9 protein-coding genes and 6 pseudogenes are annotated in these 19,777 nt (G+C 49.9%); 7 read left to right on the plus strand and 8 right to left on the minus strand.

The window, feature by feature from the left end:
- Window positions 1–22: 22 nt before the first annotated feature.
- The 3 genes and pseudogenes from ACM1PF_RS31865 to ACM1PF_RS31875 form a co-directional block, all read left to right on the plus strand.
- Window positions 23–328: pseudogene (locus tag ACM1PF_RS31865) on the plus strand (hypothetical protein); the annotation flags it as partial.
- Window positions 328–5,625 (plus strand): FtsK/SpoIIIE domain-containing protein, encoded by a 5,298-nt coding sequence (locus ACM1PF_RS31870; protein ID WP_416676899.1) that lies wholly within the window; start codon window positions 328–330, stop codon window positions 5,623–5,625. The pseudogene ACM1PF_RS31865 and the gene ACM1PF_RS31870, both read left to right, overlap by 1 nt.
- Before the next feature lie 38 nt (window positions 5,626–5,663).
- Window positions 5,664–6,641: pseudogene (locus tag ACM1PF_RS31875) on the plus strand (cysteine desulfurase family protein); the annotation flags it as partial.
- Here ACM1PF_RS31875 and ACM1PF_RS31880 read toward each other — a convergent pair.
- A protein-coding gene (locus ACM1PF_RS31880; protein WP_416668472.1) for an IS630 family transposase occupies window positions 6,633–7,771 on the minus strand; the annotation gives its coding sequence in 2 pieces (ribosomal slippage) (window positions 6,633–7,336 and window positions 7,336–7,771; 1,140 coding nt in all). The pseudogene ACM1PF_RS31875 and the gene ACM1PF_RS31880 overlap by 9 nt on opposite strands.
- 472 nt (window positions 7,772–8,243) lie before the next feature.
- Between ACM1PF_RS31880 and ACM1PF_RS31885 the strand changes: the two genes are divergently transcribed.
- A complete protein-coding gene (locus tag ACM1PF_RS31885) occupies window positions 8,244–8,387 on the plus strand; it encodes a hypothetical protein (RefSeq protein ID WP_416670445.1) in 144 nt (47 codons plus the stop codon).
- A gap of 412 nt (window positions 8,388–8,799) precedes the next feature.
- Here ACM1PF_RS31885 and ACM1PF_RS31890 read toward each other — a convergent pair.
- From ACM1PF_RS31890 to ACM1PF_RS31915, 6 genes and pseudogenes are all read right to left on the minus strand, one after another.
- Window positions 8,800–10,307 (minus strand): annotated as a pseudogene (locus ACM1PF_RS31890) (AAA family ATPase).
- 166 nt (window positions 10,308–10,473) lie between these two features.
- Window positions 10,474–10,949: pseudogene (locus tag ACM1PF_RS31895) on the minus strand (GNAT family N-acetyltransferase).
- Window positions 10,946–11,554 (minus strand): DUF1802 family protein, encoded by a 609-nt coding sequence (locus ACM1PF_RS31900; RefSeq protein ID WP_416670446.1) that lies wholly within the window; start codon window positions 11,552–11,554, stop codon window positions 10,946–10,948. Before ACM1PF_RS31900 ends, ACM1PF_RS31895 begins: the two are co-directional and overlap by 4 nt.
- A 315-nt stretch (window positions 11,555–11,869) precedes the next feature.
- Window positions 11,870–12,555 (minus strand): annotated as a pseudogene (bchM, locus tag ACM1PF_RS31905) (magnesium protoporphyrin IX methyltransferase).
- A gap of 73 nt (window positions 12,556–12,628) precedes the next feature.
- Window positions 12,629–13,474, minus strand: a complete 846-nt coding sequence (locus tag ACM1PF_RS31910; protein ID WP_416670447.1) for a metal ABC transporter permease — start codon at window positions 13,472–13,474, stop codon at window positions 12,629–12,631.
- Window positions 13,475–13,518: 44 nt separating this feature from the next.
- The gene (locus ACM1PF_RS31915) at window positions 13,519–14,337 is read right to left on the minus strand and encodes a metal ABC transporter ATP-binding protein (RefSeq protein WP_416670448.1); all 819 of its coding nucleotides are present in this window, start codon (window positions 14,335–14,337) and stop codon (window positions 13,519–13,521) included.
- Window positions 14,338–14,462: 125 nt separating this feature from the next.
- On the opposite strand from ACM1PF_RS31915, the gene ACM1PF_RS31920 reads away from it, so the two are divergent.
- The gene (locus ACM1PF_RS31920) at window positions 14,463–15,428 is read left to right on the plus strand and encodes a metal ABC transporter solute-binding protein, Zn/Mn family (RefSeq protein WP_416670449.1); all 966 of its coding nucleotides are present in this window, start codon (window positions 14,463–14,465) and stop codon (window positions 15,426–15,428) included.
- Between the two features lie 173 nt (window positions 15,429–15,601).
- Here ACM1PF_RS31920 and glnA read toward each other — a convergent pair.
- Window positions 15,602–17,022, minus strand: a pseudogene (gene glnA, locus ACM1PF_RS31925) (type I glutamate--ammonia ligase).
- 886 nt (window positions 17,023–17,908) lie between these two features.
- On the opposite strand from glnA, the gene apcB reads away from it, so the two are divergent.
- Both apcB and ACM1PF_RS31935 read left to right on the plus strand, forming a co-directional pair.
- The gene (gene apcB / locus ACM1PF_RS31930) at window positions 17,909–18,418 is read left to right on the plus strand and encodes an allophycocyanin subunit beta (RefSeq protein WP_416670450.1); all 510 of its coding nucleotides are present in this window, start codon (window positions 17,909–17,911) and stop codon (window positions 18,416–18,418) included.
- A 219-nt stretch (window positions 18,419–18,637) separates the two neighbouring features.
- Complete coding sequence (locus ACM1PF_RS31935; RefSeq protein WP_416670451.1) at window positions 18,638–19,753, plus strand: succinylglutamate desuccinylase/aspartoacylase family protein; 1,116 nt, start codon at window positions 18,638–18,640, stop codon at window positions 19,751–19,753.
- The last annotated feature ends 24 nt before the right edge of the window (window positions 19,754–19,777 follow it).

Raw genomic sequence — 19,777 nt, forward strand, 5'->3', positions numbered from 1 at the left:
TTTTCAAAAAGTTGCTACAGAAGCCAGTCGGGGCAGCCGTCGGACTCGCTATGCCCCAACTGATTCCTTGTTAAGGACGTTAGTACTCGCTTCTGTACCAACTCGTATGGAGTTTCAGGAGTTTTTGGCGAAGCTGCACCAGAAATACGGGTTTATTATTGGCGATCGCCAAGCTACAGATTTAATCAACTCCGGTGATGCGGATCGCGAAGATTTTGTAGCCAATGCCGAACGGCTTGAACGTCGCCTTGCCAGCATTGGGCTGCTCAAACGCCTTTCCGATGCTTGTGCCTACGTTCAAAATCCCTTTGCCTCGGAGGTGAGATGATGCAGACCATTGAACTGATTGGTCAAGTTGCGGCTGACTTCCTGAAACGCTCAATACAAACCGACGAGACCAACGAGGGAGTAGCCCGGTTTCTGCTAAATCGTCTTACCGCTCAGCAGGTTGCTGCCGTATCTCAAACCATTCTGAAGGATTCTGAACTTGCCCCGCTCATCAAAATTCAAGTTCCACGAGATCTCGTGGCAGGCTTCGGCTTACCTGACGAAATTTTGACTGATGAACGTACAGTTCACCTGCGTCACTCAGCTTGCGATCGCCCTGCACTACTGCTGGCTAACATCAGCGACGACCAAGCCCAATCTCTGAATGACATTACCTCTGTCGGCGCTCAAGAACTGAAGGGACAGATTGAGTGCTGGATTAACCTGGCTGCAAAAGACCTGCCGATTCCTGCTGAGCAGATTGAATACTGGCGTAAAGCCCTAAATGGACTCCAGAGAGTCGGCACACCCAGCCTAGAAAATTTCGCGGAATACATTGTTCAAACGCGATCGCGCATCCTTGAAGAAAGCCTTCCAGTCATAGACGCACTTGGATGGGCACTTCCTGCTCTACGGCTTCCCCGTGATTCCGGCTACTTTCGTGCCATTCCTGAAACTCAGTTAGGACAAACGCAACGCTGGGAAAAGTTGTTTCAGCAAGCCTTTGCGAAACGTGCCTGTTTACTACTGAAGCAAACCCCTAGCCGCAAGCCAATTGATGAGCAGGATCTTCAAACTGCCTTTGACAAGGTGAAGGATGGTATTCCTGCGATCGCCCATCCTACTATTCAGTCCTTTATTGGCAGTTCTGCTGGCTGGACTCCTGAAGCTGAAGCTCTTTCTAAGTTTGAGTGGGAATCGGATAATATCAACACGCTGTTCTCTGGGCTACAAGCTCAAAAGACAGACATTGCTTCTCTCACCCTAGATTTCTTTAATGATGAATATCCCGATACCCTAACGGAGTCAGAAACTCAGTACATCAATGCCTTGAAAAAGCGCAATAAGCGTGAGGCGTTAGACGAGGATCGGGAGTTTTATGACGCGCACCGTCAGGAACTTGAAGGTGATCGCAAACTCAAAGCAAAGTGGGATAAGTTCGTTTATGGGCAACCCATTGAATGCACAGATTTTTTGATTGGTTTACTACAAGCTTTTGAACGGCTTTTTGACCAGGCAGAGACGGTTGCTAGCGTTAAATCCCTTAAAATTGAAACCCAGAAAAAAGCCTCTAAAAGTAAATGGCTGGAACTTAATGCTGATGTAGGCCGGTATTTCTGCACTCGCTACCGAGGTATTGAACAACTGACCTCCCCTCACATTGAATGGGAGACTCATTGGCTATTTAAATACGATACGTTGCTAAAAGAGGCTCCGAAGAAGGCAAAGTACCGGGAGAATACCTCTACTGCAAAAACTGCGACAGAAATTAAATTCTATGTTGAGATGCGGGATAACGGTCAGGCTCTAGTTGCTAAAACTCAACTGGTCTGGCGTTGTAATCCAAATTCAATTGGTATGGAATTGGGCAATGACCTTGCACGGATGTTCAAAGACTCACCTTTCCTACTTTCTCAGGTATCAAGGGAGTTAGTCAGCAAAAAGGGGCGGTTACAGGGAATTGCTCTATCGGACGTTGGCACCCTAATGGCTGCATATCGTCAAGACAGGGGTTCTTTAGTTAGTAAGTACGATCGCAAGAGCGACCTGGACAAAACTCTTCCTGCAAAAATCAAACAAGCTGTCGCGGATGGTCGTCTTTCGCAGAGTGCGGCTGAAGCAATCACCGCCGCCTGGAAAACTTTTGCAGAACGATATAGGGCAGCGATCGCCAGCTTTACAAATGAAGGACAAGGTATTGCCAGTCCAGAACTGTTGCACCAGTGTGAAGCCTATGGCAACCTACTTAAGACTGTTTTAGAACACGTCAAAGGCGATCTCAATCGCATTGACTTCTATCAACCTATCTTGCGCTTAGGCTGCATTCGAGTGGAGCGCGGTAAACCTGCCACTATCATCGCCCCCTGGCATCCACTACGATTAGCCTCGATAACCGTCAAAGCCCGCCAATTAGCAGGACTCCTTCGATACATCATCTCTACACCAGAGGTCAACTTTGGCGATTCCCGTCTATTTTTTGCTGATTTGCGGAACGAACTCGATCATCCTTACTATCCTGAGGTCTGTGTTGGCTACCAGGGACAGCAGCCCGAATTGTTGTCTGTCTCTGATACAGTCAACGACTATAGCCTGATGGAGCGCCCCACCCGGGACGAGAGCGATCGCACAACCAACGAAAATCCGGCTGAAGCAGCCGATCGCTTGCTAGGGATCATCCGCCGCTACGTGGAACTGTTGCCCCACGAGAAAACGAATTTGAGCGTCGTTCTGTACCAAACCGACTCAATCAAGCTGCCTCAAGCGATCGTCAACAAGCTGAGTGAAGAACTACAAGACGATCGGGAAGAGGTTCGTTGTCAGGTTGTTCTGCGCCATCGGAATGGACAAAAACTCGCTCAACTCTACGAGCAGATGTTGGAAAGCTCGGATGCTGACCCCGATGCCTTCATTGCTAGTGAGGTTTCTCAAGACTTTATGGCAAGACTGAGGATCTCAGTTATGTCTAACGACGTTCCTTCCACAACCCCTACAGAAGGCAAATTTGCTGACATTGTGTTTCTGCAAGATGCAATCTCACGGCAGGCGAAAGTAGTTTGGCAACCTTCACCGTTTGACAGCAACACAGCCGAAATCTTAATTCATTCTCCTGCTCGTTGGGCACGGAAACGCCCATCTGCTAAAGACGAGCTTAAATCCACCGTTTATCTCACCTGTCCCAAGCAAACAGTTGTTGGTCAAGCCTACCTCGATATGGTGTATAGCCTGATTCAAGGTGAAGATTGCTCTCCTGACCAACACTTTTTACCTGCCCGTCAGATCTCCTTCCAGGAAGAAACGACAAAGACAACTTTTGACGAAAGCCACCGTTTAGGGGAGTGGGTAGTCAATTACGATGATTTGCTGGAACGACGACAACTCGTTAACCAGGGCGTAAAGGTTATTCGCTATCAACAGAACCGCACCGATGAACGGAACTTCCTCGTCTCCTCGGATGCATCTCTGAATGTCCTTAAGGTGCTGGTTAGAAAACGCTTGGAAGCCTTGAACTTAGGCTTGGAAAGCAACAGAATCGACAAATTGGTAGAACGCCTAATTAACGAAGCTAACGCTGTTTCTGGTGACATCGTGTTACGAGCCGCAAAATGCGGCAGATTCGCCAGCGAGCTAATGGGCGTTGTTCTAAGTAAAGCTTTGATCACAGCAGAGATGGGAGCGCAAAACCCGATCGGCTGGTACTTCCTAGATGACTACGCTTCCTGGTTAGGGCAAAAAGAAGGTCAAATTGCTGACATTATGGCAATTTCACCCCAGTATGTTGATGGCGAACCCGTCCTGAAAGTCATTATTTCTGAGGCAAAATACGTTGATGTAGCGGGCTTGGCTGATGCTCGCAAGACTTCACAGAATCAACTCCGGCAAACAGTCGATCGCATTGCCGATGCCCTCTTTATTAGTCCAGGTCGTCTTGACCGTGACCTATGGCTATCTCGCCTCAGCGATCTTCTCCTCGACGGTATTGAATTTAGTTCCGACAACAAACTGAATATTGAGCAGTGGCGCGAACAAATCCGTTCAGGGACACTTCGGATTGATTTATCCGGCTACTCCCAAGTTTTTGTGTCAGGGACGAATGAGAGCAATGTAGAAGGGGAGAGATCGCCGATTCCTAAAGTTGAACGCTGCTTCCAAGAAGTGTTCGATCGAGAATCTGTTCGTAAACTGGTTCTGGCTTACGAATCAGGACAACCACTCTTCCCCGTAAGGGAACAGCTTGGCGACGACAAGCCCTGGACAGTAGCAGAAGCATTACAGCCTGCGGATCGAGTCACATGGGTTTTAGAAATTGGGAAAGTAGACGCAGCAACGCCTCCCCCAGCGACACCTGCAAAAGTTAATCTGCCTGAAAATCCTGACAGTCCACTTCAGCTAACCCTGTCTGACCAGGCATTAGAACCCGAAACTACCGTCTCCCCAAGTTTCCCACCTCCTGAAAACGTAGATAGTTGGGCGAGTCCAGCACTGGTTTCTTGGTGGCAACAGGGACAAGCGCAGACTAGCCACGGTGACGCAGCGGCAGAGAAATGGCTGGAGGAAGCGGCTGGAAAACTGCGGACGGCTCTATTGGGATATAACCTGCAAGCCAAAATTGAAGGAAAACGCTTGACTCCGAACGCAGCGATCGTCCGCTTCAAAGGCTCAGACAATCTGAAGCTAGATGACATTGAGAAGAAGCGATCGCAACTCCTGACCACTCACTCTCTAAACGTTATTAGCGTTTATGGGCAGCCTGGTGAAATCGTCGTCACCGTTGCCCGCCCCCAGCGCCAAACGATTTCCCTACGCGAAGTTTGGGCAAAACGAAAAATCAATCGTTCGCCTTCGGGTGTGAACCTCAGTTTTGTCATTGGGGTTAAGGAACTTGATGGTGAATTGCTTTACCTTAATCTAGGCAGTAGTTTCGAGAATTTAGAACAACACGCTCCACATACGCTGATTGCTGGAGCCACAGGCAGCGGTAAGTCGGTTCTGTTGCAAAACCTCCTTCTTGATATTTGTGCGACGAACTCTCCTAAACTGGCAAGCATCTATCTGATTGACCCTAAAATGGGCGTTGACTATGCCAACATTAGCGACCTACCTCATCTCAAAGAAGGAATCATTATTGATCAGGACCGTGCGATCGAGGTTCTGGAACTTCTGGTTGAGGAAATGGACAACCGATACCGCAAGTTTCTTCCTCAGAAAGCGAAATCTTTGCAGGACTACAACAGTAAAGTGCCTGAGCAGGATAGGCTTCCGGTACTATGGCTAGTTCACGATGAGTTTGCTGAATGGATGCTAGTCGATGAATATAAAGCGGCTGTATCGGCAGCAGTACAACGATTGGGGGTAAAAGCAAGAGCCGCAGGGATTTATCTCATCTTTGCTGCCCAGCGTCCTGATGCGAATGTCCTTCCGGTGCAGCTTCGAGACAACTTAGGAAATCGTTTAATCCTAAGAGTTGAGAGTGTTGGCACTTCGGAAATTTCTCTGGGTCAAAAAGGAGCAGAAAACCTTTTAGGTAAGGGACATCTAGCCGCTCGCCTGACAAACCAATCTGATCTCATTTACGCTCAGGTGCCATTTCTAGCGGACGAAGAGATGGCTGCGATCGCCGAAATCGTTAAACAGCAATGAGAAACCCTACGAGGACTTCCTAACCTATAATTTGGGGCATGAACGAGCGAGCAAGTACCCTCCCCAAGCCCATCTATCTGGACTATCACGCGACTACGCCCACAGATCCGCGAGTTGCCAGCTTAATGCTGCACTACATGACAGAAGAGTTCGGCAATGCTAGCAGCACCGATCATGAGTGGGGCGATCCCGCTGAAACTGCCATCAAGCAAGCCGCCAAACAAGTTGCAGACCTCATAGGAGCTTTACCAAGGGAAATCATTTGGACATCCGGTGCGACCGAGAGCATCAATCTAGCAATTCAGGGGAGCTTAGCTCCTAACCCAACGAAGCCTCATCGAATTGGCTTAATGCCGATCGAACACAAAGCTGTTCTCGATACCTGCCAAGCTCTTGAGAAGCGAGGTTGGGCTGAATTGGTTTATTTCCAAGTAGATTCCAAAGGTAAGCTTAACCTGGAACATTTGGAACAAGTCTGCGCTGAAGGGCTGTCCTTGCTCTGCGTTATGGCAGCTAACAACGAGATTGGCAACATCTACCCGATTCAGAAAATTGGGCAGATTGCTCAACACTACGGCATTCCTTTCCTATGTGACGGCTCTCAAGCAGTCGGCAAGATTCCCGTTCAGTTTGAGGAGTGGGGCATCACCTACCTAGCAATCTCTGCCCACAAATTCTACGGACCAAAAGGGGTTGGGGCACTAGCTGTTCATAAAGGCTATCACTTGGAGCCGCTTATATTTGGTGGTGGTCATCAGCAAGGAATGCGATCGGGTACGCTCAACGTTCCTGGGATTGTTGGGTTGGGAGAAGCTTGTCGGTTACGCTCATTGGAAATGGAGGAAGATGAGCAGGCGATCGCAGCTAAACGAGATAAGCTTCAAGCACTTTTAGTAGAAGCGATCCCTGGTCTCGTAGTGCACGGGGACATTTGTAATCGCTTAGCCGGTAATCTACATATATCTATTCCAGGCGTTCCTAACAGCGCAATCATTGCTAGTGGTCTGTCAAGGTTGAAATGAAGGGTAAAGTCGTTTGAGTTTAACCCGTGCATCTTCCGTGGTAAATTGCCAATCGATGGTTCGCAGTTGAGCATTCCTGCGCTGCTCCCACGCTAGTGTTTCTTGTTGCAATGACGGTTGATCTGGAATGCGGCGATCTAGACATTGGCGGGCTAAAACACTGAGTTCAGTTTCAGCCATATTGAGCCAACTGCCGTGAACCGGGGTGTAATGAAATTCCAACTTATCGAGGATCCGCTTGGCTTCTTGGGGTTCAAAGGTGGCATACAATGCCGAAGGGTCATGAGTGTTGAGTTGGTCTTGGACAACCGTGACCCACTCCGCATCCGGATAACGCTCGTCGACCAAGTATTTCATTTGCTGGGCATAATCGTGCTTGGTGCGCCGGTCTGTGACTTGGACATGTCTCCAACCCGCTAAGGGCTCAACGAACATGAACAGATTGTTGACCCCGTTTCGTTCATACTCGTAGTCATAGCGCGGCGGTTGACCCGGTTCAATCGGTAAAGGGACTTGGGTTTCCTTGACTAACTGTTTGCTGGTTTCGTCAAAACAAACTACGGGATAGCGTGAGTCGTAAGAGCGGGTGTAGACACTTAAGATATCTTCCATGTAGTAGACAAACGTCGCATTGGACTCGGGAGGAATCACCCAGCATTCTTTCAACCAGGGCTTGAGGTCGTTTTTTTCAGCGTTTGTCGAACGGTTTCATGGCAGATGCTTTCGACCACCTCTAATTCCACCATTCGCTCAGCTAACAAGCGCAGACTCCAACGGGCTTGTCCTTCGGGAGGCTCACTACAGGTCATCGCAATCAGATGTGCTTCTTGGGATCCATCGAGGCGGCGCGGTTTGCGTTGTTGCTGCACTTGCCGACTCAAGGCACTCTCTAGACCTGTTTCAACAAAGCGTTGCCGCACCCGTTCAATCGTCGCTACACTGATGTCGAGTGCTTGGCTAATTGCTTGATCCGTCCATCCTCCATCTTCTTGGTTGGTGTCGGCTTTGAGCAAAATCCGTGCATGGTTCATTTTGTAAGCAGCAACTTTGCCAGTTGTAGTGAGTTGCTCCAACTCTTTTCGTTCTTCAGCAGTTAGAGAAACGATGTATTTTTTTCGCGCCATAATGGTTTGACTGATTGGAGATAGCTCAAATTATCAATCCATTTACCCTTCAAATCAAGGCTGACAATCTACTAGGGTTCGCCACCAGCTAGCTATATCTACTGGTTCTGCTTGCTCATCTGGAGTCGAGGCACCTTCCCATGTTCTTCAGGCTCTTGGACTACCGAACGATATCGTTAATGGAGCAATACGAATCGGGCTTGGTAAATTTACGATGTACCAGGATGTAGAGCAGGCGGCGGGGATTTTAATTGATGCCTGTACTAAAACTCAGCAAGCGACGGGTCTCTTCCCTTGACAGCTCCTACCTTCTCAAGGGTTCTAGGTATTGCTATGTTGAGAGACTGACCATATTATTGCGGAGAAGCATGGAGGACTAATGTAGGAAAATTATTCAGCTCTATCCTGCTCTCTCTGCAACAAACACAAGGATCTTGCTTCGATTGATCCCCAGATAGGGGAAATTACTCCTTTGTATCATCCTCAGCGCGATCGCTGGTCTGACCATTTTTGCCTCACGGGAGCCGAATTCACACCTTTGTCCCTAGTGGGTCGGGTGACGGTTCGGTTGCTGCAATTGAACCGGGGCGATCGCATTGAGGACGCCAACTATTAATTAAAGCAGGCATACTAGAGTTACTGTCGTCCTGAGATTACAGCCCCTGCAAATTGGTTCTGCTTCTAACTGAACCAAACTTCCCTCAAAGAACTCAACATTATTGTTATTGGGGTAAAGATTGGGGTAAAGATTGGGGTAAAATTCTAAAGATAGATTTACGCTATATCTGTAAGCCCTGTCTAGAATGGCTTCTACAAAAATCAGAAATTCCTTCACACGGAAGGGGTCACTGGTTCAAATCCAGTATCGCCCATCTTAACTACATCTGTAGATCTCTCTTAAACCTATCCTCTGCTTTTTTATCATTTCGCCTGAAACAATCCCAACGAACACAGAATTTGGGCTTCACCTGGTGTGTCTTGTGAGTTAATCACGCCGATTTCCACCTAGCAGAACTGGCAATACAGATTTATTGCATTTTTCCCAGAGGATTGGTTGAGGATGGAACAGAGGCATTTCTGGCTCCTGCCTCCTTTGCCCATTGCTGTAGCTCTGTAATCTGATCACGGGCGATCGCTGCCAGGGGAACGGTTTCCTGAATGGACTGCACAATATCCTCCGTTGTGAAGTCCTGCCGTTGACCGGGGGAACCTCGACCAAAGGCATGATGCATCCCGTCAATAATCACCTGCTCAATTTCGGCTCCGCTAAAGTCGGGGGTGTGCTGGTCAGGAGGGACAGGTTAAACTCGCGCAGGCGGCTAGGACGCAGGCGTTGCAGGTGAACCCGAAAAATATCCTGCCGTTCAGATTCGGTGGGCAGACTGAGGAAAAACAGTTCATCGAACCGGCCTTTTCGCAACAGTTCGGCGGGCAGAATTCGTACATTATTCGCAGTCGCTACGATGAACACAGGGCTGGTTTTCTCCTGCATCCAGGTGATCAGACTACCGAATACTCGCCGACTGGTGCCGGAATCGCCATCGGAACCGCTCGTAATATTGCCAAAGGCTTTGTCAATTTCGTCAATCCACAACACGCAAGGGGCGATCGCCTCTGCCAGTTGAATCATTTGCCGCACCCGGCTTTCACTTTCACCCACCAGTCCGCCAAACAGACGACCCGTATCCAACCGCAGCAATGGTAAACGCCATTCGTGGGCGATCGTTTTAGCAGAAAGGGATTTACCAGTGCCCTGAATGCCCACCAGTAAGACCCCTTTGGGGTTAGGAATTCCATAGCGACGGGCTTCTTCCGTAAACACATCCTGCCGGACTCGCACCCACTGCTTCAGGTTGTCCAGTCCACCTACGTTCCTGAGGGTAGACTGGGTTGCTATGAATTCCAGGATTCCGGTTTGGCGAATCGCCTGCTTTTTCTCCTCCAGAACTCCCAGAATGTCGGACTCATTCACCTCCTGCTTGGCGGCTAAGGCTTTTGCTAACACCCGCTGAATTTTGGTGCGGCTGAGTCCCTGGCAGGCTTTCACCAGTTGCTCCCGTGCCAATCCCGTAACTTTGAGCTGATCGGGAACCACGGATTGGGCAATCAGGTGAGCAATTTCCCGAACGTCCGGCAGGGGAAAATCAATTACGGTGATTTCTTCGGTCAGTTCTGGCGGAACTTCCAGGATTGGACTGGTCAAAATCAACGTTTTCCGGCTGTGCTTGAGTTCCCTGGTTAACGTCTTAATTTCTCGGATGACAGGCGCACTTTTCTCACTGAAGGAATTTCGCAAAGTGGCATGCAGATCCCGCAGCACAAACAGAGCCGCATCATCGGGTGAAGCTTGACGGATGCGATCGAGGGCCCCCATCACCGAACCCTTATGATTACCGTTGTCGTCCCAACCCCGCACCACATCCCAGAAAACCACCTGCCGGGGCACCTGGGGCAGGACAGCTACTCGCCGCAAAACGTCCTCGACGGGTTCCTCTTCTACCGACACCAAATACAGCAAAGGGTAGTGCGATCGCATCAGCAAATCCAACTGGTGAACTAAATCCCGGTGAGGTTCATAGTCAGACCTGGGAGGGCGATCGGGGGTGAGGCGGGGCGCAGGTTGAAGGGTCATGGCAAAGCAGCAGTTCAGTTCTGTTTAGGATTAGGATGCCGCTGGAGGAGGGGAAAGTAACAGGATGAACTCAGTCCTCTGCCTGAAGCTGTTTCACCATAAAGACGCTGTTGGGATCCTCAATGTATTCTGCAAACGGGCCACGATAGACGAATCCGTACCGGAGATACAGGGCCTGGGCCGCAGCAAACTCAGATGAAGAGCCAGTTTCCAGATACAGGCGATCGTAGTTTCGTCGTCTGGCTTCCTGGATGATATGTTCCAGAATTTTTGAAGCGACTCCTTTACGGCGATGCAGCTCAACCGTCCGCATGGATTTAACTTCACCGCAGCTCGAATCCAGTTCCCTCAGGGCCCACAGCCCAGTAATTCCTCCTCCTCCCAGGCTGACCAGAATGTGATGCTGGGCGATCGCAGGGTTTCTAAATCCAGGGCATGAACACTTTCTGGGGGGGTGATCTCATACATATGGTTGAGGTGTTCCCGCAGCAAGTGAGCGATTTTCTCACCCATCAAATCATCTTCACGAATTTGTAATTGGCTCATTGCTGACGATTCACCTCAAGTTTTTCCTGGATCGCTTCAACCTGTCTGTGATATTCCTCGGCTGTGAACACTGGCACTGCCTGCTCAGGGAATGGATCCACTGGAAGATCAATTGGCAGATCAATCCAGGATTTACAACCACTGTATTCGGCTCGATAGGGAATGATTTGAGCTTGAGGCAACCGATGAACCCGTAGCAATAGTAAGGCGATCGGCGTTTTGGGTTTCCATTTCAGGCGTTCGATCGCAAATTGCTGATTCCAGATGTGGCAGGGCAGGAGGGACTCTACGGTAGCGGCTTCACTCACCTGAAAGGTGTGAGTAATCTCTGCCCAGGCTTGAATGGAAACGGTTTCAGGATGCCAGCCCGATTCTACAGGGGTGACGCGATCGGCGTATTCTGGCTTTAGCAGGTGAGGCTTTTGGTGTTCATAGGTGGGATAGAGCCACATGGGGGAATGGGCTACCTGAAACGAACCACCCTGCTCCCGGATGCCACCTTTGCGTAGAAGGAGAATGGTTTCGCCTTGAGTCAGGGCATCCACTGCAACGGCCCATTCTTTGAGGGCAGCGGTGAGGGTGATGGGAGGAGAGGAGGGAGACATAGGAACGGCGAGGATTCAGTGAAGATTAGTTACTGAGATTTTAGCGTTGCTCCAGTTTTGAGGGTAAGAATTGAGCAGACAAGATGCGCACCCCACAGGAGGTTGTTGGAATTCCCCATTCCCCACTCCCCATTTCCCTCTATTGGTTGGGAACCGGGCGGGCAAAACTTCGGCTTGAGCTCAGTCGAAACGCTGCCCACCCCACAAGAGATTAGGGATCTGCAATCAAATGGCACCTAATTTTTGAGAAAATCGGCTGTAAGGGCGCACAGCAGTGCGCCCCTAACGGGTATGTTATTATTGCTGCATTTCCCTTTACACCCGCGTAACTTCCAGAAGGCGGGAGAAGTAAAAGCGAGTTTTGGTCATGGCATTCCGCTCGATCGTCCAACCGTTGGCAGTCAGAGCTTTTACGATCTCCGCTTCCCGGTGCAGGTAGGCGCGCGTGGCTTTGCTGGGGCTGGGAAAAAGTCGCCAATGCGCTTGAGCAGGCTATAGCCGAGGGTTTTGGGGGCAAAGCTTAATAGGAGTCGAGATTCTGCCCGATCGCTCAAATGGGCGATCATTTCCATTGCTTTATCCTGGGGGTAATGAATCAGCACATCCAGGCAAATGACCGTGTGATAGGTGCCACTCAACGCTTCTAAATCCTGAACCGCAAAAGTGAGTTGTTCGGAGGAAAGATTGACCGCTTCCGCCCGCTCCCTGGCCTCGCCCACCATCTTTTCAGAAATATCACTGGCATATACTTTTGCACCCGCCTGGGCTAAGGGAATGCTGAGGCTACCGACACCGCACCCTGCATCACAAATCGTCATCCCTGCGAGATTGCCATCCGCCTTGAGCCAATCCAGCACCGTATCCACCGTTTGCTGATGCCCTTTCCGAATGTCAAGCTGCACCTTGTTGACATCCCCGTTGCCATAAATCCGTCGCCAGCGATCGAATCCAGTGGCATTAAAGTAATCTCGAACAATTGTCTTATCGTCTGTTGCAGTCATGGGTGAAGCGTTGTGAATTTCTTAACGCAGTCGATCGTATTACGTTTTATCACCCTTTTGTCACCCTTTTATTTCAGGCTTTGAAGGTTTGCTTGAGCTGAGTCAGTAATCCATAGGACAGACTGAACAACAGCGACACAAAGAAAATAGCCGATACTACCATAACGATCGCCGGGCCCGAGGGCAGGTTGTAGTAGTAGCTGAGGTACATCCCACTAACGCTGGAGACAATACCAATGCCAGAACCCACCAGCATCACCTGATGGAACCGGGGAACCAGGAGATAGGCGGCGGCGGCTGGAGTGATCAAGAGTGCTAATACCAGAATTACCCCCACTGCCTTCATGCTGGCCACTACAGTTAAAGCAACCAGAACCATTAATCCGGCATTAAACCAGTGAACGGGTAGCCCTGCCGCCTGCGCCCCCATTGGATCAAAACAGTAGAACAGTAGCTCTTTGTAGAGCAGAGCTACCGCCAGTAAGACGATCGCCGCAATAATGGCAGTGTCCCGCACCTCAAGAAATGACACCCCTAAAATATTGCCAAACAAAAAGTGATTCAGGTCAATCTTATTCGTCCGCTGCACGATGGTAATCAGCGTGATTCCCAGGGCAAAGAAGGCCGAAAACACAATTCCCATCGCCGCATCTTCCTTAATCGGCGATCGGGTATGAATCCAGCCAATCAACACTGCGCTGATCACCCCAGCCACAAAGGCTCCCACGTAAAGGTTCACTCCCAGAATAAAGGCGATCGCCAGTCCCGGCAGCAAGGAGTGACTAATGGCATCTCCCAGTAAGGACATTCGCCGCACCATCAGGTAACTTCCCACCACAGCACAGATGATCCCCACGATCACCGCAACAAGGAGCGATCGTTGCATGAAGCCGTATTGGAGAGGTTCGAGGAGGAACATAGGAGTGAGGAGTGAGGAGTGAGGAGTGAGGAGTGAAATCGATCCTATGCAGCTTGGTTGCCGAAGAAGCGAACGTGTCCGCCGTAGGCACGAGTCATGTTGTCCGGGGTGAGAACGTGAGTGCGATCGCCACTGGCAATCAATTCGCGGTTCAGCAGAATCAATTGATCAAAATGGGTAATGGTTTCACCCAGATCGTGATTGACGAGGAGAACGATTTTTCCGGCATTGGCCAGTTCTCGGAAGATGCGGAACAGGATGTCTTCGGTTTTCTGATCCACACCGACAAATGGCTCATCAAAGATAAACACCTCGGCTTCCTGAGCTAACGATCGCGCCAAAAAGACCCGCTGCTGCTGTCCCCCCGACAATTCACCAATCCGGCGATCGCGGTAGTCTGCCATGCCCACACGCTCCAAGGCAGAGGCGGCAATTCTCCGACTCGTAGCGGAAAACCGATGGAAATAGCCAGACTTACGCACTCTACCCATCAATACCACATCCCAAACCGAGGCGGGAAATGACCAGTCAATTTGCGATCGCTGGGGAACATAAGCCGTGCATTCCAACTGCTCTGCCAGGAGTTGCCCCTTGTAAAACACCTCCCCTGCAACCCTGGGAGTCAAGCCCAGCATTGCTTTCACTAAAGTACTTTTTCCCGCACCGTTCGGGCCAAAGATTCCCACCAACGATCCTGGATGCACCACAAAGCTGACATCGCTCAAGGCCTGCATCGATCGATAGTTGACCGTGAGGTGATTGATGATCAGGGAACGACTACGGGCGATCGATGGGTTGATCGACCTCGAACCGGACGATAGGGCAGCAGAAGTAGGGGACTGGAAAAACGCCAGAGGATTCATGGCACGACCTTTGCTTGACAAAAAATGAAAGGATTATGAAAATATTAGCACAAACTATGAAACAAATATGAAAAGATTCTAGCTCGGTAGAGTAAACCAAAGCATGAATTTCTTTGACTAGCCCAATGAGTAGATACTTTAACTTTGGCGGTTTGAAGCTGAAACGTCGTCGTTCTCTAGTTGCAACTGTTGCCCTTTTGGGACTATGCCTAACGGGTTGCGAACCGCCTGCCCAGTCCGTCTTTCCCAATGAAGATCGACCTAACGTAGTAACGACCAGCACGATCCTCACTGACTGGGCCTCCCAGGTAGGGGGAGAGGAGATTGATCTGGTGGGCATTCTCAGCCCTGGGGAAGATCCCCACATCTACGAACCTGTTCCAGCAGATAGCCGCGCCTTTGAGGAAGCCGATCTGGTGTTCTACAACGGCTATGACCTGGAACCGGGTCTGATTCGGATGATGAATGCCTCCGCCCAGAATGCTCGACGGGTTGCAGTCGGGGAAGTCGTGCCGCCTTTACAACTTGAGGAGGAGGGGCAAACCGTTCCCGATCCCCACGTTTGGGGCAGCGCTGAAAATGCCATTCTCATGGTGCAGGTGATTCTAGATGAGCTAATCACCCTGGTTCCCAGTGAAGAGGCAACGTTTACGGCTAATGCGAATCAATTGATTGCTGAATTAGAGCAACTCCACACCTGGATTCAACAGCAAACGGATACTATTCCACCGGATCAACGCCTGCTGGTGACAACCCATGATGCCTTTCAGTACTACGCCAATGCCTACGGACTCACGGTTGCTGGAACGCTGATCGGTATCAGCACCGAAGAACAACCCAGTGCCCAGACCGTTCAACAACTGGTCGAAACCATCCGCGGCTTCAATGTTCCCGCCATCTTTGCTGAAACCACGATCAATCCCCAACTCATCACCACCGTTGCGGAGGAAGCAGGCGTAGAACTCGCCCCCCAGGAACTTTATTCAGACTCGATCGGCGCACCTGGTAGCGATGGCGATACCTATATCCGCATGATGGAAGCAAATACGAGGGCGATCGTGGAGAATTTGGGCGGAACAGTAGGGGAGTGAGGGAGTCGGGAGTCGGGAGTCGGGAGTCGGGAGTCGGGAGTCGGGAATTCCAATCATCTTTTGTGGGGTGGGCATTTTGCCCGCCCAGTCAGAAAAGCAGAGAAACGAGCAAACGATCGAAGGTGCAAAAAAAAGGGCGCAGGTGCGCCCTAAGGAAATCAGCAAATTAAAAATTAGCAGTCGTAGTAGAGAGAGAACTCGTAGGGGTGAGGACGCAGACGCATCGGGTTCACCTCATTGTCGAGCTTGTACTGAATCCAGGTGTTGATCAGGTCTTCTGTGAAGACTCCTCCGGTGGTGAGGAACTCGTGATCTTTCTCCAGTGCTTCCAGGGCATCTTCCAGAGAACCTGGAGTAGAGGGGATCTTGGCCAACTCTTCCGGGCTGAGGTCATAGATGTCCACATCCAGCGGTTCACCCGGATCAATCTGATTCTTAATTCCATCAATACCCGCACAGAGCATCGCCGCAAACGCCAGGTAGGGGTTAGAGCTAGCATCGGGACAACGGAATTCCAGCCGCTTCGCCTTGGGGTTGGTTCCAGAGAGGGGGATCCGGACGGAAGCCGATCGGTTGCCCTGGGAGTAGGCCAGGTTAACTGGAGCCTCGAAGCCAGGAACCAATCGCTTGTAGGAGTTGGTGGAGGGGTTGGAAAAAGCCAGGATTGCGGGGGCGTGCTTCAGGATACCGCCGATGTACCAGAGGGCCATTTGGCTCAGTCCTGCGTAGCCATCTCCAGCAAACAGGGGCTCTCCGTCTTTCCAGATGGACTGGTGGGTATGCATCCCAGAACCGTTGTCGTTGAAGACCGGCTTAGGCATGAAGGTAATGGATTTGCCATACTTCCGGGCTACGTTCTTGATGACGTACTTGTAAATCATCAAGTTGTCGGCAGATTGCACCAGCGTATCGAAGCGGATCCCTAATTCACACTGACCACCCGTAGCCACTTCGTGGTGATGCTTCTCGATCGGAACGCCGATTTTGCCCATTGTCAGCAGCATTTCCGAACGGAGATCCTGGGAGGTATCGGTGGGAGCAACGGGGAAGTAGCCTTCCTTGTAGCGGGGCTTGTAGCCCAGGTTGCCGCCTTCTTCCTTGCGACCAGAGTTCCAGCGTCCTTCGATGGAATCTACATAGTAGTAGCCTTCGTGCTGGTTCTGGTCAAAGCGAACATCATCAAAAATGAAAAATTCTGCTTCTGGTCAAAGAAAGCGGTATCGCCAAGCCCCGAGTTGTTGAGATAGTCGATCGCCTTCTGGGCAATCACGCGGGGGCAGCGAGAGTACCATTCGCCCGTCCGGGGTTCTTTAATGCTGCAAATGACGCTGAGGGTGGGCGTTTCCATGAAGGGATCGATCCAGGCGGTTTTGGAATCGAGCACCATCATCATGTCTGACTCATTGATGGCTTTCCAACCCCGAATACTTGATCCGTCGAAGGCTACGCCATCAGTAAAACTACTCTCGTCAATTTGATTGGCACAAACCGTCAAATGCTGCCAAATTCCAGGCAGATCGACAAATTTGAGGTCAATGAGTTCAATGCCTTCACTGCTAATCCAGTTCAGAACGTCTTGCGGGGTCTGAGCCATGAACAACTCCTTAAATCGTCTGGGCTACGTGACAGGGGACTGGTAAGGTCTAGTTAAAAATGTATCGATCGGTTATCTACTAAGTTCACTCAAGCACTCTGTTTAGTTAAACAGTCAATCTGAATCGTCAACCTAAATCAGTTTGAAAATGACTCCTCTGAATGTTCTCCTGTCGAAATGCATCCCCTTCAATACAGGGACAACACCTCGAAGCGAGAGTGCAAACTTACGTTTGATGAACCGGGTCTTGACACACCTGAATCATCCTATGGAGAGGATTGACGAGATTTTGTATCATAAAATACAAAATTCCAGTTTGTTTTAGAGATCAGCTCGCATCACCTTGATTCGACTTTGATTCGACTTTGATTCGCGCTTAATTTCGACATTGATCCCGATCGATGACTTGGGGACTGCCTTGGTCTGACTGATATTTGACTGATGCTTGACCGATATCTGTCTGATATTGAGTCAATATCCAGGTCAATATCAATATTTGGCCAGCTTATGGGCGATCGATCATCTGGCCAATTTATGAGCGATCGATCTTCGATGTGGAGTACCCTGACACAGTTTAAGAATTTTTAGAAATTTTTAAGAAAGTCCACGCCGGGAAGCTCCCTTAAACCTGATTGAACCTGATAGCTATCTATCCCATCGAACCATCCCATCGAAAACTCAATCAAAAAATAGATAGAACATATTTTTGAGTCCAAGCGATGAACTTTTAACAATTCTTTGCTCACTCGAATTCAGTTATGAATCTTAACAATGAACAGCCGCTCCTCTCAGAATTTCTGCCCAATTCTGTTAAACGCTGCGTGATAAACTAAATGGCGAAATAGTAAACAAACTACTGATAGAAACGTTTGGGAGACTAGATTTCATGCGGGACGCAGTGACCAGTCTGATTAAAAACTACGACAGTACAGGTCGATATTTAGATCGGGATGCTCTCGATACTCTGAAATCTTATTTTGCTTCTGGTACAGAGCGAGTCCAGGCAGCAGCCGTGATTAATGCCAATGCTGCATCGATCGTCAAGCAGGCAGGCGCACAGTTGTTTGAAGATATTCCTGAACTGATCCGTCCCGGTGGCAATGCCTACACCACTCGTCGGTATGCCGCGTGTCTGCGCGACATGGATTATTACCTTCGCTATGCAAGCTATGCATTAGTGGCAGGTAATATGGACGTTTTGGATGAGCGGGTACTGCAAGGGTTGCGGGAAACCTACAATTCCCTTGGGGTTCCCATTGGCCCAACAGTGGTCGGCATCCAAATCATGAAAGGCATTGTTAAAGAGCAAGTAGAAGCCGCAGGAGTTGGTGATGCAGCTTTTGTCGATCAACCTTTTGACTACATGACCCGTGAGTTGGGCGAAAAAGATCTTTAAGCTGAATTCACAAGTTGAATCCCCTGAATGCACATCCGATCGCACCAGAGGCGAACGTGAGAACAGATAACTGGCTAAATTTCTGGCTTGGAAACTGTTTATCTCATGCTTTGCCTCTATTTTTTTGGGTGGGCGTGATTCAGACATGAAGTTTTCAGGCATGAAGTTTTCAGGCATGAAGTTTTCGGGCATGGAGTGATCCGGTAGGGAAATGAAGTTATGACTCCTGAGATCCAAACAGTGCCACTACTGCAACTTGCCTCTGGCGATCGGCTGTCCCTTCAGGTCTACAAATTTATCGGCGCGACGGCTGGGAAAAAAGCCTATGTGCAAGCCAACCTGCATGGGGCAGAAATTGCGGGCAATGCGGTGATTCACCATCTCATCTCAGCCTTTTGCGCCCTGGATCCCAGCCAGATTAGCGGCGAAATTTGGCTCGTTCCCGTCTGTAACCCCATCGGCACCAACCAGCGATCGCACTACTTTTCCAGCGGTCGATACAACCCCTACGATGGTAAAGATTGGAATCGGATCTTTTGGGATTACGAAGCAGAAGCCGATTTAGTTTCCTTTGCTAAAGCCCATCTGAAGTCTGATGTTTCCACCATTCAACGCCAGTTCCAGCAACAGATTCAGACTCAGTTTGCCCAATTACTGGATCAACTCAATGCCCCCAGTAGTGTACCGACCCGTGAATGGTATCGTTACCGCTTACAATCGCTGTGTCTGGATGCAAATTATCTGATTGACCTGCATACCTCCGTCGGGCAGGGACTCGATTACGCCTACTACTTCCGCGATCGAGCAGCTAGTGCCCACCTGTTTGGCTTGCCGATTGGGATCCTGCTGGATACCTACGATGGGGATGCCTTTGATGAAGCATTTATCAAACCCTGGTTGGCCCTGGAAGCCTGCTTTGCTGAACTGGGACGAGAACTGCGGTTTGATATTGCAGCCTGGACGCTGGAGTTGGGAACAGCCATGCAAAGCCAACCGCGATCGGTGGAACAGGGACTACTGGGCGTTAAGAATTATTTAGCCGGTCAAGGAATGCTGTCCCTCCCCGAAGCTCGCTTGCCCCTGAAACCCATGAAGCTAACAACCCGCAGTGCCCTAACCCGTTATTATGCTCCTGTGGGCGGCATGGTTCAGTCTAGCGTCGCGCTGGGAAGTGAAGTTGAGGCAGGTCAACTGCTCTACCAAATTCTTAGCTTTAATAAAGAGGGACAGTTACCCAGAATGGTTGAGGTTAAAGCCGAGCAAGCCGGTTTGGTGTTTGATCTGTCCATCAATCAAGCCGTCAACCAGGGTGAATATGTGTTGGGTTTGTTATGAACCATCACTGTACTGAAGCTGCAA

Source organism: Egbenema bharatensis FJBBOT/2019 (assembly GCF_048077055.1).
GTDB classification, from domain to species: Bacteria; Cyanobacteriota; Cyanobacteriia; order Elainellales; family Elainellaceae; genus Egbenema; species Egbenema bharatensis.

Excerpts from the sequence above, each read along its gene's own strand:
- ACM1PF_RS31870 (WP_416676899.1), top strand. The coding sequence starts at position 328 with ATGCAGACCATTGAACTGATTGGTCAAGTTGCGGCTGACTTCCTGAAA.
- ACM1PF_RS31900 (WP_416670446.1), bottom strand. The coding sequence starts at position 11,554 with ATGTCTCCCTCCTCTCCTCCCATCACCCTCACCGCTGCCCTCAAAGAA.
- ACM1PF_RS31910 (WP_416670447.1), bottom strand. The coding sequence starts at position 13,474 with ATGTTCCTCCTCGAACCTCTCCAATACGGCTTCATGCAACGATCGCTC.
- ACM1PF_RS31915 (WP_416670448.1), bottom strand. The coding sequence starts at position 14,337 with ATGAATCCTCTGGCGTTTTTCCAGTCCCCTACTTCTGCTGCCCTATCG.
- ACM1PF_RS31920 (WP_416670449.1), top strand. The coding sequence starts at position 14,463 with ATGAGTAGATACTTTAACTTTGGCGGTTTGAAGCTGAAACGTCGTCGT.
- apcB (WP_416670450.1), top strand. The coding sequence starts at position 17,909 with ATGCGGGACGCAGTGACCAGTCTGATTAAAAACTACGACAGTACAGGT.
- ACM1PF_RS31935 (WP_416670451.1), top strand. The coding sequence starts at position 18,638 with ATGACTCCTGAGATCCAAACAGTGCCACTACTGCAACTTGCCTCTGGC.